19 protein-coding genes are annotated in these 14,940 nt (G+C 57.3%); 11 read left to right on the forward strand and 8 right to left on the reverse strand.

Annotated features, from left to right (window positions below; genetic code table 11):
• Positions 1 to 36: 36 nt before the first annotated feature.
• Positions 37 to 1,572: an EAL domain-containing protein gene (locus ACRC4F_RS26665; RefSeq protein ID WP_438662040.1), complete on the forward strand. Its 1,536-nt coding sequence runs from the start codon at positions 37 to 39 to the stop codon at positions 1,570 to 1,572.
• A 233-nt stretch (positions 1,573 to 1,805) separates the two neighbouring features.
• Complete coding sequence (locus ACRC4F_RS26670; RefSeq protein WP_403097998.1) at positions 1,806 to 2,168, forward strand: histone-like nucleoid-structuring protein, MvaT/MvaU family; 363 nt, start codon at positions 1,806 to 1,808, stop codon at positions 2,166 to 2,168.
• 175 nt (positions 2,169 to 2,343) lie between these two features.
• Here ACRC4F_RS26670 and ACRC4F_RS26675 read toward each other — a convergent pair whose 3' ends face one another.
• Positions 2,344 to 2,868 (reverse strand): DUF4946 domain-containing protein, encoded by a 525-nt coding sequence (locus ACRC4F_RS26675; protein ID WP_438662080.1) that lies wholly within the window; start codon positions 2,866 to 2,868, stop codon positions 2,344 to 2,346.
• 145 nt (positions 2,869 to 3,013) lie between these two features.
• On the opposite strand from ACRC4F_RS26675, the gene gloA reads away from it, so the two are divergent.
• Positions 3,014 to 3,535 (forward strand): lactoylglutathione lyase, encoded by a 522-nt coding sequence (gene gloA, locus ACRC4F_RS26680; RefSeq protein ID WP_438662041.1) that lies wholly within the window; start codon positions 3,014 to 3,016, stop codon positions 3,533 to 3,535.
• Positions 3,536 to 3,710: 175 nt separating this feature from the next.
• Here gloA and ahpF read toward each other — a convergent pair whose 3' ends face one another.
• The 3 genes from ahpF to ACRC4F_RS26695 all read right to left on the reverse strand — a co-directional run bounded on the left by ahpF (position 3,711) and on the right by ACRC4F_RS26695 (position 7,054).
• Entirely contained in the window at positions 3,711 to 5,273 is a 1,563-nt protein-coding gene (gene ahpF / locus ACRC4F_RS26685; RefSeq protein WP_438662042.1) for an alkyl hydroperoxide reductase subunit F, read from the reverse strand.
• A 128-nt stretch (positions 5,274 to 5,401) separates the two neighbouring features.
• Entirely contained in the window at positions 5,402 to 5,965 is a 564-nt protein-coding gene (gene ahpC / locus ACRC4F_RS26690; protein WP_438662043.1) for an alkyl hydroperoxide reductase subunit C, read from the reverse strand.
• 150 nt (positions 5,966 to 6,115) lie between these two features.
• Entirely contained in the window at positions 6,116 to 7,054 is a 939-nt protein-coding gene (locus ACRC4F_RS26695; RefSeq protein WP_438662044.1) for a site-specific integrase, read from the reverse strand.
• Between the two features lie 178 nt (positions 7,055 to 7,232).
• Between ACRC4F_RS26695 and ACRC4F_RS26700 the strand changes: the two genes are divergently transcribed.
• Entirely contained in the window at positions 7,233 to 8,252 is a 1,020-nt protein-coding gene (locus tag ACRC4F_RS26700; protein ID WP_438662045.1) for a DNA-binding protein, read from the forward strand.
• Here ACRC4F_RS26700 and gorA read toward each other — a convergent pair.
• Both gorA and galU read right to left on the reverse strand, forming a co-directional pair.
• Positions 8,249 to 9,607, reverse strand: a complete 1,359-nt coding sequence (gorA, locus tag ACRC4F_RS26705) for a glutathione-disulfide reductase (RefSeq protein WP_438662046.1) — start codon at positions 9,605 to 9,607, stop codon at positions 8,249 to 8,251. The genes ACRC4F_RS26700 and gorA overlap by 4 nt on opposite strands.
• Positions 9,608 to 9,737: 130 nt before the next feature.
• Positions 9,738 to 10,577 carry a UTP--glucose-1-phosphate uridylyltransferase GalU gene (galU, locus tag ACRC4F_RS26710; protein ID WP_064678069.1) on the reverse strand — a complete coding sequence of 280 codons (840 nt, stop codon included), beginning with the start codon at positions 10,575 to 10,577 and terminating at the stop codon, positions 9,738 to 9,740.
• Positions 10,578 to 10,835: 258 nt separating this feature from the next.
• Between galU and ACRC4F_RS26715 the strand changes: the two genes are divergently transcribed.
• Positions 10,836 to 11,024 carry a hypothetical protein gene (locus tag ACRC4F_RS26715; RefSeq protein WP_438662047.1) on the forward strand — a complete coding sequence of 63 codons (189 nt, stop codon included), beginning with the start codon at positions 10,836 to 10,838 and terminating at the stop codon, positions 11,022 to 11,024.
• Between the two features lie 141 nt (positions 11,025 to 11,165).
• Positions 11,166 to 11,447 carry a hypothetical protein gene (locus ACRC4F_RS26720; RefSeq protein WP_438662048.1) on the forward strand — a complete coding sequence of 94 codons (282 nt, stop codon included), beginning with the start codon at positions 11,166 to 11,168 and terminating at the stop codon, positions 11,445 to 11,447.
• Between the two features lie 11 nt (positions 11,448 to 11,458).
• Here the strand turns inward: ACRC4F_RS26720 and ACRC4F_RS26725 are convergent, their stop codons facing one another.
• Together ACRC4F_RS26725 and ACRC4F_RS26730 are read right to left on the reverse strand one after the other, a co-directional pair.
• Positions 11,459 to 11,689: a hypothetical protein gene (locus tag ACRC4F_RS26725; protein WP_438662049.1), complete on the reverse strand. Its 231-nt coding sequence runs from the start codon at positions 11,687 to 11,689 to the stop codon at positions 11,459 to 11,461.
• Between the two features lie 72 nt (positions 11,690 to 11,761).
• Positions 11,762 to 12,118, reverse strand: coding sequence for a hypothetical protein (locus tag ACRC4F_RS26730; RefSeq protein WP_438662050.1), 357 nt, complete (start codon positions 12,116 to 12,118; stop codon positions 11,762 to 11,764).
• A gap of 212 nt (positions 12,119 to 12,330) precedes the next feature.
• On the opposite strand from ACRC4F_RS26730, the gene ACRC4F_RS26735 reads away from it, so the two are divergent.
• The 5 genes from ACRC4F_RS26735 to alkB all read left to right on the forward strand — a co-directional run bounded on the left by ACRC4F_RS26735 (position 12,331) and on the right by alkB (position 14,853).
• A complete protein-coding gene (locus ACRC4F_RS26735) occupies positions 12,331 to 12,633 on the forward strand; it encodes a DUF1883 domain-containing protein (RefSeq protein WP_007946189.1) in 303 nt (100 codons plus the stop codon).
• Positions 12,634 to 12,662: 29 nt separating this feature from the next.
• Entirely contained in the window at positions 12,663 to 12,839 is a 177-nt protein-coding gene (locus ACRC4F_RS26740; RefSeq protein ID WP_178082308.1) for a hypothetical protein, read from the forward strand.
• 136 nt (positions 12,840 to 12,975) lie between these two features.
• Entirely contained in the window at positions 12,976 to 13,482 is a 507-nt protein-coding gene (locus ACRC4F_RS26745; RefSeq protein WP_438662051.1) for a methylated-DNA--[protein]-cysteine S-methyltransferase, read from the forward strand.
• On the forward strand, positions 13,479 to 14,183 hold the full coding sequence (locus tag ACRC4F_RS26750; RefSeq protein WP_438662052.1) for a 2OG-Fe(II) oxygenase: 705 nt from the start codon (positions 13,479 to 13,481) through the stop codon (positions 14,181 to 14,183). The genes ACRC4F_RS26745 and ACRC4F_RS26750 overlap by 4 nt, the downstream gene beginning before the upstream one ends.
• Entirely contained in the window at positions 14,173 to 14,853 is a 681-nt protein-coding gene (gene alkB, locus ACRC4F_RS26755) for a DNA oxidative demethylase AlkB (RefSeq protein WP_438662053.1), read from the forward strand. Before ACRC4F_RS26750 ends, alkB begins: the two co-directional genes overlap by 11 nt.
• Positions 14,854 to 14,940: the final 87 nt, after the last annotated feature.

The following is a 14,940-nucleotide window of genomic DNA, read 5'->3' on the forward strand; positions in this document are numbered from 1 at the left end:
TTTGAGAGCCGTCACTCAACGTCACAGGCTTCGCGAATGCCACTGAACGTCAAAAGCCGTCGAAAACGCGGCAAACGAATGTTTTTAACCTTGCTGAGCGGATTGCTCCCGGTGCTGCTGGGGGTCGTCATCCTTTATATGCAGGCTGAACGTGCGCTCCAGCAAAGTACTGAGTTGACGGCCGAAGAAGCCGTCCGCCAATTCGAGTTGATGCTCGACAATACCTCTCAGGCCGCACGCGAACTGCTGCCGCTGGCCGGCCAGCCTTGCAATGACGTCAAACTGGCCCTGCGCGAACAGGTCACCCGCCGGCCGTTCGTGCGCTCGACGAATCTGGTGTGGGACAACAACATTTATTGCAGTTCGCTGTTCGGCGACGTCCAGGAAAAAACCAGTAACGGCGACTACTCCAAAGGCCAGTTGCTGCTGATGAAAGGCAACCCGGTCACGCCCGATTCGGCGTTACTGGTGTATCGACTCGGTGAAGGTAAACACGGTGCAATGAGCACGCTGGACGGATATCACCTGAGCAACGTGCTGCGCATGATCGGCCGCAAGACCGTGTTGCTGCTGCAGGTCGGTCCCAGCTGGTTATCCGCCGATGGTGCGTTTCATCAAGGTGTTCCGCCGGCTTCGCCAGTGGCGTCGAATGAACTGACATCCTCGCGTTACGCCTTTAAGGTCGCGGCCGGTTTCCCCGAGGGAGAAACCTGGCGCTACATGAAAAGCGAATACCCATCGCTGTTCAGTTTGCTGATCTTCTTCGGGGTGGTATCGGGTGCAATCGGGCATGTCTTGCAGAAGCGCTCGTCATCCCCCAGCCACGAACTGCAACGTGCGCTGGAGGCTGCCGAGTTCGTCCCGTATTTTCAACCCGTGGTGCATGGCGACACCAAAACGTGGTCCGGCGCCGAGGTGTTGATGCGCTGGAATCATCCGCAGGAAGGCCTGGTGCGCCCGGACCTGTTCATTCCTTTTGCGGAGCATTCCGGGTTGATCGTGCCGATGACTCGTTCGTTGATGCGACAGACCGCGGCGTTGTTGGCGCCAGCGGTATCCTCGTTCGGCGCACCATTCCACATCGGCATCAACATTACCGCCAGCCATTGCAAGGATCTGGACCTGATCGAGGATTGCCGGGAGTTTCTCGGTGCCTTTACGCCGGGTGCGGTCCATCTGGTGCTGGAGTTGACCGAGCGCGAACTCATCGAGCCCACGGCCATCACTTACCAATTGTTCGAACAGCTCCGCGCATTGGGCGTAAGGATCGCGATCGATGACTTTGGCACGGGTCACTCAAGCCTCGGATACCTTCGACAGTTCAACGTGGACTTTCTGAAGATCGATCAGAGTTTTGTCGCGATGATCGGCGCAGATGCGCTTTCACGGCACATTCTGGACAGTATTATCGAACTGTCGGCCAAGCTAGATCTGGGGATCGTCGCCGAAGGCGTGGAAACCGAAGAGCAAAGTGACTATCTGGCGGCCCATGGCGTGAACTTCCTGCAAGGTTATTTGTTCGGTCGACCGATGCCCGGCGCAGAATTCATTAATGCATTAAGGCACCATTAACCGGTGGTTTTAAGCGACGAGGCAACGAAACGGCGCACCAAATTGAATCAAAAGACTACTGTTGTTACATGAAGAAAAAGTCAGGATTTACTCTTGGCCAATTAACTACTACAATTTTTCATGCCTGTGCAAGATTGGCAGGTGAGCCACTATCACCGAGTCGCTTCAAGGCTCTTGGCTTATAGCTTTGTTTGCGGTTGGTATCAGCCAAACACACTATTGGAGTAATGAATTTGTCCAGACTCGCTGAATTTCGTGCCGCTGAGAAGGCCCTTCAAGAACAGCTCAAGCAGCTGGAATCGCTGAAGAATGACGCCGGGCTCAAGAAAGAAATCGAATTCGAAGAAAAGCTCCAGGGGCTGATGAAAACCTACGGCAAAAGCCTGAAGGACATCATCGCCATCCTCGATCCGAACCCGGCAAAATCCGGTCTGCAGGCAGCAGCCCCCAAAACCCGCCGTGCTCGCGTGGTCAAGGTTTATCATAACCCGCACACCGGCGAACTGATTGAAACCAAGGGTGGCAACCACCGCGGCCTGAAAGCCTGGAAGGAACAGTACGGTGCCGCTACCGTTGACTCCTGGCTGCGAGGCTAAGCACTTTCGGTGATAAAAAAGCCCTGCCAATGCAGGGCTTTTTTTATGGACGCTCGCTCATACAACGAAAGGAGTCGAGCAACTCGCTACTTGCCAACCGAACTTTATGCTTAATCCGTTTGGGTATCTAAAGATTTCGGATCGTGCGGAAATCCGCAGTCAAGCAAACCCTCAATTAAAGTTTCAAGCTGTTGCGAGCTGCTTCTATTTCGTCCTGACTCGCCTTATAAGCCTCAGCCTGCCCGGCGTAGGAAAGAACATAGGCGTTATCGGCATCCACCGCCGCGACCAATGTTTGCGACAGCACATGTCGACCATTCTGTGTAATCGTGCAGGTAGTTTCCAATCCCGATAAACGGCTCAACGTCGCTGGGTGAATTTTATTGCAGACACTTTGATAGCCGCTTTGAAAAAAGTCCTTCTGCACCGACTTGCGCATTTCCAGCAACACGCCTTGCAGATTGACCTGATGACCGCTTTCCACTGGCGTCATGGTCAATTCCATCACCATCACCGGCGTTCCGCCCGGGTCGACTTTCACCGCGCGCTGACGGACGACTTCTGGTTTGGCTTCATCTTGCGGCACAGCTTCGACCTCCCAGCCATTTGGCCAGGTCACCACTGGCGCATCAGCCTGAGCGCCAGTAGCACCTGAGGCCAGGCAAATCAGGATCAAAGTCGATTTACAGAATCGGATCATTGCAATGAGCACTCACGGTTTGAACCGTAAAGTCTGAGCCCCGCCCGCCTGTCAGGCAATAGCCGACTGTTTGCGTTTGGTGATGTCCCAGCCCTTGCGTATCATTGTCACCATTCGTTAGCCCCACTTATTTTCCGGAGGGCCCATGAGCCTGCACGAATTGAATACTTTCCCTGGCGTGACCGCCCAACCTGACAGCGCCACCCAGAAGTTCGTCTTCAACCACACCATGCTGCGGGTCAAGGACATCACCAAGTCCCTGGATTTCTACACGCGCATCCTGGGTTTTACGCTGGTCGAAAAACGCGACTTCCCAGAAGCGGAGTTCAGCCTGTATTTCCTGGCACTGGTCGATAAAAGCCAGATTCCAGCCGACGCTGCGGCCCGTACCGAATGGATGAAATCGATCCCCGGCATTCTCGAACTGACCCACAACCACGGCACCGAGACTGACGCGGATTTCGCCTACCACAACGGCAACACCGACCCTCGCGGCTTTGGCCACATCTGCATCTCCGTGCCGGACATTCGTGCTGCTTGCGAACGTTTCGAAGCGCTGGGCTGCGATTTCCAGAAACGTCTGAACGACGGTCGCATGAAGAGCCTGGCGTTCATCAAGGATCCAGACGCTTACTGGGTTGAGATCATCCAGCCAGCCCCGCTGTAAGCCCCACCACAGATCCCCTGTGGGAGCGAGCCTGCTCGCGATGGCGTCGGTACATTCAAAATGGATGTGACTGACAGTCCGCAATCGCGAGCAGGCTCACTCCCACATCAGGATGTGTAAGGCACAAAAAAACCCCATGATCACTCATGGGGTTTTGTGTTTTCAGCGTCTGCGTTCAAGCCGGCGCGGAGGTTCGGATCAGGTGATCAAATGCGCTCAGCGAAGCCTTGGCGCCCTCGCCCACCGCGATCACGATCTGCTTGTACGGTACGGTGGTCACGTCACCGGCCGCGAACACGCCGGGCATCGACGTTTCACCACGGGCATCGACGATGATCTCGCCGCGAGGCGACAGCTCGATGGTGCCTTTGAGCCAATCGGTGTTAGGCAGCAGACCGATCTGCACGAAGATCCCTTCCAGCTCGACGTTGCGCAACTCGTCCGACTGACGATCCTTGTAACGCAGGCCATTGACCTTTTGACCGTCGCCCAACACTTCAGTGGTTTGTGCACTGGTGATCACGGTGACGTTCGGCAGGCTGTGCAACTTGCGCTGCAATACCGCGTCGGCGCGTAGCTGTACATCAAACTCCAGCAACGTGACGTGAGACACGATGCCCGCCAGGTCGATGGCCGCTTCGACGCCGGAGTTACCGCCACCGATCACTGCCACACGCTTGCCTTTGAACAGCGGGCCGTCACAGTGCGGGCAGTACGCCACGCCTTTGTTGCGGTATTGCTGCTCACCCGGGACGTTCATTTCACGCCACCGTGCACCGGTCGCGAGGATCACGGTTTTGGCTTTCAGGGTCGCGCCGCTGGCGAAGTGGACTTCGTGCAGCTCGCCGTTCTTGCCCGGCACCAGTTTGTCGGCGCGTTGCAGGTTCATGATGTCCACGTCGTATTGCTTGACGTGCTCTTCCAGCGCCACGGCCAGTTTCGGCCCTTCGGTTTCCTGTACGGAGATGAAGTTCTCGATGGCCATGGTGTCGAGCACCTGCCCACCAAAACGCTCAGCCGCTACACCGGTGCGAATGCCTTTACGGGCAGCGTAGATCGCAGCCGACGCACCGGCCGGGCCACCGCCGACGACCAGTACGTCAAACGCTTCTTTCGCGCTGATTTTCTCGGCCTGACGCTCGATACCGCTGGTGTCGATCTTGGCGAGGATTTCTTCCAGGCCCATGCGGCCCTGGCCGAAGTTCACGCCGTTCAGGTAAATGCTTGGCACGGCCATGATCTGACGTTCATCGACTTCCGCTTGGAACAGCGCGCCGTCGATGGCGACGTGGCGGATGTTCGGGTTCAGGACCGCCATCAGGTTCAGCGCCTGGACCACGTCCGGGCAGTTCTGGCAGGACAGCGAGAAATAAGTCTCGAAGCTGAACTCGCCTTTGAGCGAACGGATCTGTTCGATCACTTCAACGCTGGCTTTCGAAGGATGACCGCCGACTTGCAGCAAGGCGAGCACCAGGGAAGTGAATTCGTGGCCCATCGGGATGCCGGCGAAACGCAGGCTGATATCGGCACCCGGACGGTTGATCGAGAACGATGGTTTGCGTGCATCGTCACCGTTGTCGAGCAAGATAATCTGGTTGGAAAGACTGGCAACGTCTTTGAGTAATGCGAGCATTTCCTGGGATTTCGCACCGTCGTCGAGGGAGGCAACGATCTCGATCGGCTGGGTGACCCGTTCCAGGTACGATTTCAACTGGGCTTTAAGAGTGGCGTCCAACATACGGGCGATTTCCTTTTACTTTACTTGAGACGAAAAAAAACGCCCGAGCGAATCTCGCCCGGGCGTTTTTCAGGGCGGTTGCAGCTTACTTAGGTGCGGAAACCCGCCCTGATAGTGCTTTCACAGACTTAGATCTTGCCGACCAGGTCCAGGGACGGAGCCAGAGTGGCCTCGCCTTCTTTCCACTTGGCTGGGCAAACCTGGCCTGGGTGAGCAGCGACGTATTGAGCGGCCTTGATTTTGCGCAGCAGCTCGGAAGCGTCACGGCCAACGCCGCCATCGTTCAGTTCAACGATTTTGATCTGGCCTTCAGGGTTGATCACGAAGGTGCCACGGTCAGCCAGGCCAGCGTCTTCGATCAGCACGTCAAAGTTGCGGGAGATGGCGTGAGTCGGGTCGCCGATCATGGTGTACTGGATTTTGCCGATGGCTGGCGAAGTGTTGTGCCAGGCAGCGTGAGCAAAGTGAGTGTCGGTGGAAACGCTATAGATCTCGACGCCCAGTTTCTGGAAAGCGTCGTGGTTGTCAGCCAGGTCTTCCAGTTCGGTCGGGCAAACGAAGGTGAAGTCTGCTGGGTAGAAGAACACGACAGACCACTTGCCTTTCAGGTCAGCGTCCGAGACTTTTACGAAGTCGCCATTTTTGAAGGCGTCAGCTTTGAACGGTTTAACTTGGCTGTTGATGATAGGCATCGATGACTCTCCGTCAGGGTTGAAATGTTTGGTTGAAAAGTTGATGGAGTGAATCCTACCCACTCGATCGCCGCCTGGCTCATTGGCAAAGCTCATGCTGCTGATTGGTTTTCGCTATTAGCGGACAGTATTAATAGAAGAAAACGGTATCTAGAGCACCAACGGCTTTTCAGCGACTCGGGCCATCCCGAGAAATGGGCTGGCTTCAACATAGCGCATGGCTGACTTCACATCCTTCCAACCCACGTAATTCATCAACGATTTCAAATCCCAGCCGCTCTGATGGGCCCAGCTGGCAAAGCCGCGTCGCAGGGAATGGCTGGTGTAGTGTTCTGCGGGGATGCCGGCACGCTCCAGGGCCTGGCGCAGCAAGGGGATCACGCTGTTGGCGTGCAAGCCCTCCTCACTCAGATGGCCCCAACGGTCGATACCCCGGAACACCGGCCCGCGGACAAGGGCGGCTTCGGTGATCCATTGGATATAGGCGTTCACCGGGCAGAGCCGCTGCAGTGCCGGGGTCTGGTACGTCTTGCCCAGGTTCTCGCGATCGCTCTTGCTGCGCGGCAAGTAGAGGGTGATGCCGGAACCGGCGCTTGCCTGCACGTGCTCGATCTGTACACGACACAACTCATCACTGCGAAAGCCACGCCAGAAGCCCAACAAGATGAGCGCGGTGTCGCGCCTGGCGCGCAGCAAGCCCGGCTGATCGTTTTGCGCCCTGGCGGTTTGCGCCTCCAGCTCCAGCCACGCGACCACTTGCTCCAGATGCTGAAGCTGCAACGGCTCGGCCTGTTTCTCCTGCGCCGGGTGCAGCGCACGGATGCCCTTGAAGACTTTGCGCACCACCGGCGACTTGGTGGGATCGGCGAAGCCCTGGCTGTTATGCCATTGCGCCAGCGCTGACAACCGCAGCTTCAATGTATTGATCGACAGCACGCCCGCATGAGCCACCAGATAGCGCGCCACACTGTCACTTGTTGCGGGCAGAAAACCACCCCAACCGACTTCGAAGTGCTCGATGGCCGCCCGATAGCTGCGACGCGTGTTGTCGCGGGTGGCGGCTTGCAGATAGCGATCCAGATCGGTCATTCGCTCAATTCTCTAAAACGTACTGCGATGGCAGGTGAAAACGCGCTGAAAAGCGCATCACGCGGGGTAATACCAGTATATCCCGCATCAAGAACTTACGCTTTTTATCTTTTTGGCAAAGATGGTACACTGTGTACTTTAGTGGTATGTACCACAGTATGAAATCGTAGGAGAACACATGGCTCGTGGCGGCGTAAATAAAGCGGTAGTTCAGGCGGCACGCCTGGCAATTCTCGCCCGCGGTGAAAACCCCAGCATCGACGCAGTACGGATCGAGATGGGCAATACCGGCTCGAAAACCACTATCCACCGCTATCTGAAAGAGCTGGATGACGGCAGCGAACGCGCCGAAACGCCTGCAGAACCCATTGATGACGAGCTGGCGAGCCTGGTCTCGCGCCTGGCACAACGCCTCAAGGAACAGGCGCAAGAACCCATCGAGCAGGCACGCGCGCAGTTCGATCAGCAACGAAAGGAGCTGGAAATCCAGCTGACTGAGGCCCGGGAAGCCAACACCGAACTCAACCAGCAATACGAAATTCAAAGCCTTGCGCTGACTCAAGAGTCCGAGACCCTGCAAGAAACCCACGCCATGCTGCAGACCGAGCAAACCCGCAACGCCGGACTGAATCAGGCGCTGGCCGACTTCGAACTGCGGTTGCAAGACAAGGATGAGCAGATCCGCTCACTGGAAGAAAAGCATCTGCACGCACGCGACGCCCTGGAACACTACCGCAACGCCGTCAAGGAACAGCGCGAGCAGGAGCAGAGTCGCCATGAAGGTCAGGTGCAGCAGATTCAGATGGAATTGCGCCAGGCCCAGCAAAGCGCATTGGTGCGCCAGGACGAGATCACTCAACTGCACCGCGACAACGAGCGCCTGCTCACCGAGAACCGTGGAACGCTACGTGAACTGGGGCTATTGCAGGAGCAACTCAAACACACCCACAGCCGCCAGGATCAACTGCTGGAGCAGGTCAACCGCATCGACAGCGAACGCACCCTCCTCCAGGAACGCTTGCGCGCCGCCTTGCTGGAAAGTCAGTCGCTCAAGCAAAGCGTCGACGAGCAGTCGCAGGTAAACAAAGGGTTGGAAATCGAATTGCTCAAGACTCAGGCAAGCCTCGATGAAAGCCTGCGTCTGGCGGCTGTCATTGCGACAGCGCCAGACGCTTCAGGGAGCGAAAAAAGCGATTAACCGGCAACCGGCGTGCGCATGGTGACGAACTCTTCGGCGGCAGTAGGATGCACGCCGACGGTTTCATCGAAGTCGCGCTTGGTCGCGCCAGCCTTCAAGGCAATCGCCAGACCCTGAACGATCTCACCAGCATCCGGCCCGACCATGTGGCAGCCCAGCACCTTGTCGGTCTTGGCATCGACCACCAGCTTCATCAGCGTGCGCTCCTGGCATTCGGTCAGGGTCAGCTTCATCGGCCGGAAGCGGCTTTCGTAAATCTGAACCTCGTGGCCGGCTTCGCGAGCCTCTTCCTCGGTCAGGCCGACCGTGCCGATGTTCGGCAGGCTGAACACGGCGGTCGGGATCATCTTGTAGTCCACCGGACGATATTGCTCAGGCTTGAACAAACGACGCGCCACAGCCATGCCTTCCGCCAGAGCGACCGGCGTCAGCTGAACGCGGCCGATCACATCGCCAAGCGCAAGGATCGACGGCTCGGCAGTCTGATATTGATCATCGACCTCGACGAAACCTTTCTTGTCGAGTTTGACACCGGTGTTTTCCAGCCCGAGGTTGTCGAGCATCGGACGGCGACCGGTGGCGTAGAACACACAATCGGCCTCCAGCGCGCGACCATCCTTGAGCGTCACCTTCAGGCTGCCATCGGATTGCTTGTCGATGCGCTCGATGTCGGCGTTGAATTGCAGATTCATGCCGCGCTTGGTCAGCTCTTCCTGCAAATGCTTGCGTACCGCACCATCGAAGCCGCGCAGGAACAACTCACCGCGATACAACAACGTGGTCTCGGCACCCAAGCCGTGGAAGATCCCGGCAAATTCGACAGCGATGTAACCACCGCCCACCACCAGAACGCGCTTGGGCAGTTCTTTGAGGAAGAACGCCTGATTGGAACTGATCGCGTGCTCGTGCCCCGGAATCTCCGGGATTTGCGGCCAGCCACCGGTAGCAATCAGGATGTTCCTGGCGGTGAAGCTCTCGCCATTGATTTCGACCGTGTTCGGGTCGACGATCCTGGCATGGCCTTCATGCAGGGTCACACCGCTGTTGACCAGCAGGTTGCGGTAAATGCCGTTCAGTCGATTGATCTCGCGATCCTTGTTGGCGATCAGCGTTGCCCAATCAAACTTCGCCTCGCCCGGCGTCCAGCCGAAGCCCGAAGACTGCTCGAAGTCTTCGGCGAAGTGCGCGCCGTAGACCAGCAACTTCTTCGGCACACAGCCGACGTTCACACACGTACCGCCCAGGTAACGGCTTTCGGCGACAGCCACCTTCGCGCCAAACCCGGCGGCAAAACGCGCAGCCCGTACACCGCCGGAACCGGCGCCAATTACATAAAGGTCAAAATCAAAGGCCATTTTCAATCTCCTCGGCAGGCAACCAGCATACCCGCAGCCGTCTGTTGGGCAAGCGCTGCAAGCGATATGGGGGCGAAAAACGAAAAAGCCACCCGAAGGTGGCTTTTCAATACAAGCAGGTCAGGCGCTATCAGTAAGCCTTGCCAGTCTTGTAGAAGTTTTCGAAGCAGAAGTTGGTCGCGTCGATGTAGCCTTCGGCGCCACCGCAGTCGAACCGCTTGCCTTTGAACTTGTAAGCCATGACGCAGCCGTTCTGGGCTTGCTTCATCAGGGCGTCGGTGATCTGGATTTCACCGCCCTTGCCTGGTTCGGTCTGTTCGATCAGGTCGAAGATGTCCGGAGTCAGGATGTATCGACCGATGATCGCCAGGTTCGACGGTGCATCTTCAGGCTTTGGCTTCTCGACCATGCTGTGAACGCGATAGATGTCGTCGCGGATCATCTCACCGGCAATCACGCCGTACTTGTGAGTTTCCTGCGGATCGACTTCCTGGATGGCAACGATCGAGCAGCGGAACTGCTTGTACAGCTTGACCATCTGGGTCAGGACGCCGTCGCCATCGAGGTTGACGCACAAGTCGTCCGCCAGTACCACGGCGAACGGCTCATCACCGATCAGTGGACGACCGGTCAGAATCGCGTGACCCAGGCCTTTCATTTCGGTCTGGCGAGTGTAGGAGAACGAGCAGTTGTCGAGCAGTTTGCGGATACCGACCAGGTATTTCTCTTTGTCGGTGCCCTTGATCTGGTTTTCCAGCTCGTAGCTGATGTCGAAGTGGTCTTCCAGGGCGCGTTTACCGCGACCGGTGACGATGGAGATTTCAGTCAAACCGGCGTCCAGTGCTTCTTCGACGCCGTACTGGATCAGTGGCTTGTTTACCACCGGCAGCATTTCTTTGGGCATGGCTTTAGTCGCTGGCAGGAAGCGAGTACCGTAACCGGCTGCTGGGAACAAGCATTTCTTGATCATATAAGTCCTTGAAAGGGCTGTGTGTACGAGTTTCGGCGCAGTCTAATCAGGCAGTGAGCACCTTACAATGCCCCGCACTGGCTAACCGATGCCATCATAGAGAAATAATCCCGCGGATAGTTCCATCCGGATTTTTGCGCGGTCAAATCAGCGTAGCTCAAAGACGCCGGCAAACTGGACCACCATACGCTTATCGTCCCCCAATGCGAGCGTTTGCCGGTATCATGGCGACTTTGAACCAGTGAACGAGACAGATAGATGACCGCAGCAAAAATCATCAACGGGTACACGGTCGATAAAGCAAAAGATGGCCAGTGGCACATTACCGCCACCAATGGCGAAGATGTTTCCGGGCCGTTACCCACCGAAGCGATGGCGGTTGAAGTGGCGTCGGTGCTCGACTACACACCTCCCGCGACGAAGCGACGCGGCAAGAGTCAGGACTGATCTCCTGCGGCACTCGCAGAGCCCTGTCATCGAGCAGGGCTTTTTTGTGGCCAGGTGCAAACAAGTGGCCAATCGCTATAACCTTTTCACACTGGCGCTGTCAGAGCGTCTAGCCCCCCCTCGCTGAAGACGACTATGAACATGAACAGATTTTTGCCCCTGATTGCGATCCTGGCCCTGAGCGGCTGCGCCACTTCCGAAAAGACAGTCCTGAACAACGGCGAACTGGGCCTGACGATCGACTGCTCCGGCGAAGCCAATTCCTGGGCCACATGCTATGAAAAAGCCGATGCCTCTTGCGCCGGCACCGGCTACCGGATCGTCGGTACCGACGGCACGCCTTCCACCCGGGAAAGCGACAAGACCCTGGGCGTCGATGTCGGCAACTTCAAGAACCGCAGCGTTGTGGTGGTCTGCAAGTAGGGCGCCCTGCCCTACATGTGAATTTCCGCGAATTTGATCCCGAGACCACGCACGGTCTCGATCAATTCGTCGAGACGACCAAACGATTCGACCTCATCGTTATCATCCACCAGGAAATAACTGCGTCCGGCGCTTTTCTTGAAAAACACGATCCACTCCCCGGGGTTCGCCGGATTTTGAATGACGTGAGTGGCAGAGATCAGCCCCTCTGCATGACACTCCCGAACTTGCTCTCGCTTCATGCTCGACTCCAGAAATGACAATGCCGCCAAAGCATGACTTTGACGGCATCGGTATGAACGGTGGTCAGTCTATCAGCCGGAAATGCACGCATTGGCGGCTTTCTGCACGTCTCTCGGACGCACCGGCACATTGGACATACGCTCATGCAGCTTGATACCGCTGCCACCCGAGCGGTCTTCGATATCGAATACGGCTGCCGGGGCCGACGAGAATTTCGCCGGAACGATCACGCGCATCCCGTCCTTGTGCGACTCCACTTGCAGGGCGCCACGACTGTCGGCCAGTTTTTCAACCAGGCATTGCGCGTACTCATTGGGTTTTTTACCTGAGATCACGTTCATGGTAGGCAGTGTCTCGTTAATCTCCGAAACATTCGCACAGCCACCCACTACCAATGCCAACGGCAATACCAACACGCCCCACTTCATACAAAACCTCCGATAAAGACCCTCCGACAGCACAAATGCTGATTTTCTCCGAGGCTCGTTGCGTTTATCGCTCATAGAATTCCGAATAACAGTTTTTAATTGTCAAAGCGCACCTCGACGACCGGATAATAACCTGTTCGGGCTGATAAACTGCGCCAATCGCCCATGCTATCGTTTTGATTTTGTAGAAAAAGCCCTTCTGGAGGCGCCTCATGAAATTTATCCACCAGCGCGAGCACCTCAACGAAGACGACATCGTCGTCATCCAGTGCTCCCAAACATGCAACATCCGCTTGATGAACGACGCCAACTTCCGCAGCTTCAAGAACGGCGGCCGTCACACTTATCACGGCGGTGCGTTCGACACTTTCCCTGCGCGAATTACTGCACCGAGCACCGGTTTCTGGAACATCACCATCGACACGGTCAATCGCCGACCGATCAGCGTGACCCGCAAACCGACGCTCACGCACTCGATCAAGATCATCCGTCGCTCCAGCACGAAACTGAGCTGAGTGACGTTCCCACACAACGACAGGAAGGTATGACCGTGGCCCAAACGACCAAGTACGTCATCAAATACAAACTCAACGGCGAACGCCGCTTCGAATTCGCCCAGCTTGAAAACGGCACCGAAGAAGAAGCCAAAGCCGCGCTGGACGCCATTCATGGTTCGAGTGAAGACGTGATCAGCGACATCGCCGTCAGCAAAGCGCTGTAACGCGACCCGGCACCCGGAGCGACAACAAGGATGTCATGCTCCGCGCCCGTCCGAATTCGACCGCAAGCGCCGGAGTGTTCACTCCCTTGGCACTCCCTAGACTGGCCACCTCAACCTTTGGTTAAGGAGTCAGAACATGTCTACTTCCTCGATTCGCTACATCAGCGGCACCTCCAGTCTGGGCGTCCTGGTGCTGGCGTTCAGCACCGAAGGCCTGTGCGCGCTGCTGCTCGGTGACGACTTGATCACGCTCGAACGCGATCTGGCACAGCGCTTCCCCGGCCGGCCAGTCCCACAACGCGATGAAGGTTTGATGCCGGCGCTGGAGCAAACCCTGCGCCATCTGGAAGACCCGCACACTGCGCTCGATCTGCCCCTGGATTTGACCGGCAGCGCCTTTCAACAGCGGGTCTGGAATGCCTTGCGGCAAATCCCCGTCGGCGAAACCGCCAGCTACCGCGATATCGCCCAAAGCCTGGGCCAGCCGAGCGCTTTTCGGGCGGTGGCGAATGCCTGTGGGGCCAATCCGGTGGCCGTTATCGTGCCTTGCCATCGGGTGCTGCGCCAGGACGGCAGCCTTGGCGGCTATCGCTGGGGACTGGAACGCAAACGGCAGTTGCTCGACCGGGAGGCCCAGCGATGAACGAACAAATCCTCGATGCGCTGGACTGGGCGATGCTGGAGCAGCAACTCGATCAGGATGGCTGCGCCGTCATCAGGTCTCTGCTGAGTGCGCAGGCGTGCGACGAAATCAGCGCCCTCTACGCCCAGCCAGCGCCCTTTCGCTCCCAAGTGATGATGGCGCGTCACGGTTTCGGTCGTGGCGAGTACAAGTACTTTAAATACCCTTTGCCTGAACGGGTCGCCCGCTTGCGCAGCGCGTTTTACCCCCGGTTGGTGCCGATTGCCAATCGCTGGTACGAATGCATGGACCTGCCGAGCCGTTTTCCCGACACCCACGAAGCGTTTCTGCAACGCTGCCATGCCGCTGGTCAGGAGCGCCCGACACCGTTATTGCTGCAATACGGTCCGCAGGACTACAACTGTTTGCATCAGGATCTGTACGGCGAACACGTGTTTCCGCTGCAATTGGCGATTCTTCTGTCAGAGCCGGACGAAGACTTCACCGGTGGCGAGTTTGTACTGACGGAACAGCGCCCGCGTATGCAGTCACGCCCTCAGGTGATCGGCCTGAAAAAAGGCGACGGCTTGATCTTTGCGGTCAGCCAACGCCCGGTCAAAGGTGTTCGCGGCTATTACCGAGTGACGATGCGTCACGGCGTGAGTCGCCTGCACAGTGGAAAACGGCATACCCTTGGAATCATCTTTCACGATGCGTTATGACCCCATGAGCCCGATTACCTTCGATTTGTTTGCCGACGCCGAACCTGAGCAGCAGCCCAGGCGCGCGCAGATCGGTGAACGGTCCTACGTGTTGCGCGGCTTTGCCCTGCCCTGGCTGGAGCAGTTGCTGCCCGCACTGGAAGCAGTTCTGGCGGCCGCACCGTTTCGCCAAATGATCACGCCCGGGGGCTTCACCATGTCGGTGGCCTTGAGCAGTTGCGGCACTTGGGGCTGGACGACTGACCGCAGCGGCTACAAGTACACGCGCGACGACCCACAGACCGGGCAACCCTGGCCCAAGATGCCCGAGGTGTTTTTCGAGTTGGCACAGGCCGCGGCACGGGAAGCCGGATTTGCGGATTTTGTCCCTGATTCCTGCCTGATCAACCGCTATGTCCCCGGGGCGAAGATGTCATTGCATCAAGATAAGGACGAAGGATCCTACGCAGCGCCGATCGTTTCGGTGTCATTGGGATTACCTGCCATGTTCCTGTTCGGTGGCTTTGAACGAAGCGCCAAAAGCCAACGCGTGCCTGTGCTGCATGGCGATATCGTGGTCTGGGGCGGCGTCGATCGATTGCGCTATCACGGCGTGCTGCCGATCAAGGACGGTCTTCACCCACGCCTGGGCGAGCAACGGATCAACTTCACCTTTCGAACCGCCAAATGAAGCCCTCGAATTCAACCGCAAGACTCGGGGTGCGGCGGTTTTCCAGGCCGGTTAATCTGAAGGAAACGGGTCAACGGACATGAAACC

Origin of the sequence: Pseudomonas sp., from assembly GCF_051660785.1 — a bacterium.
In the GTDB taxonomy this organism is placed as follows: domain Bacteria; phylum Pseudomonadota; class Gammaproteobacteria; order Pseudomonadales; family Pseudomonadaceae; genus Aquipseudomonas.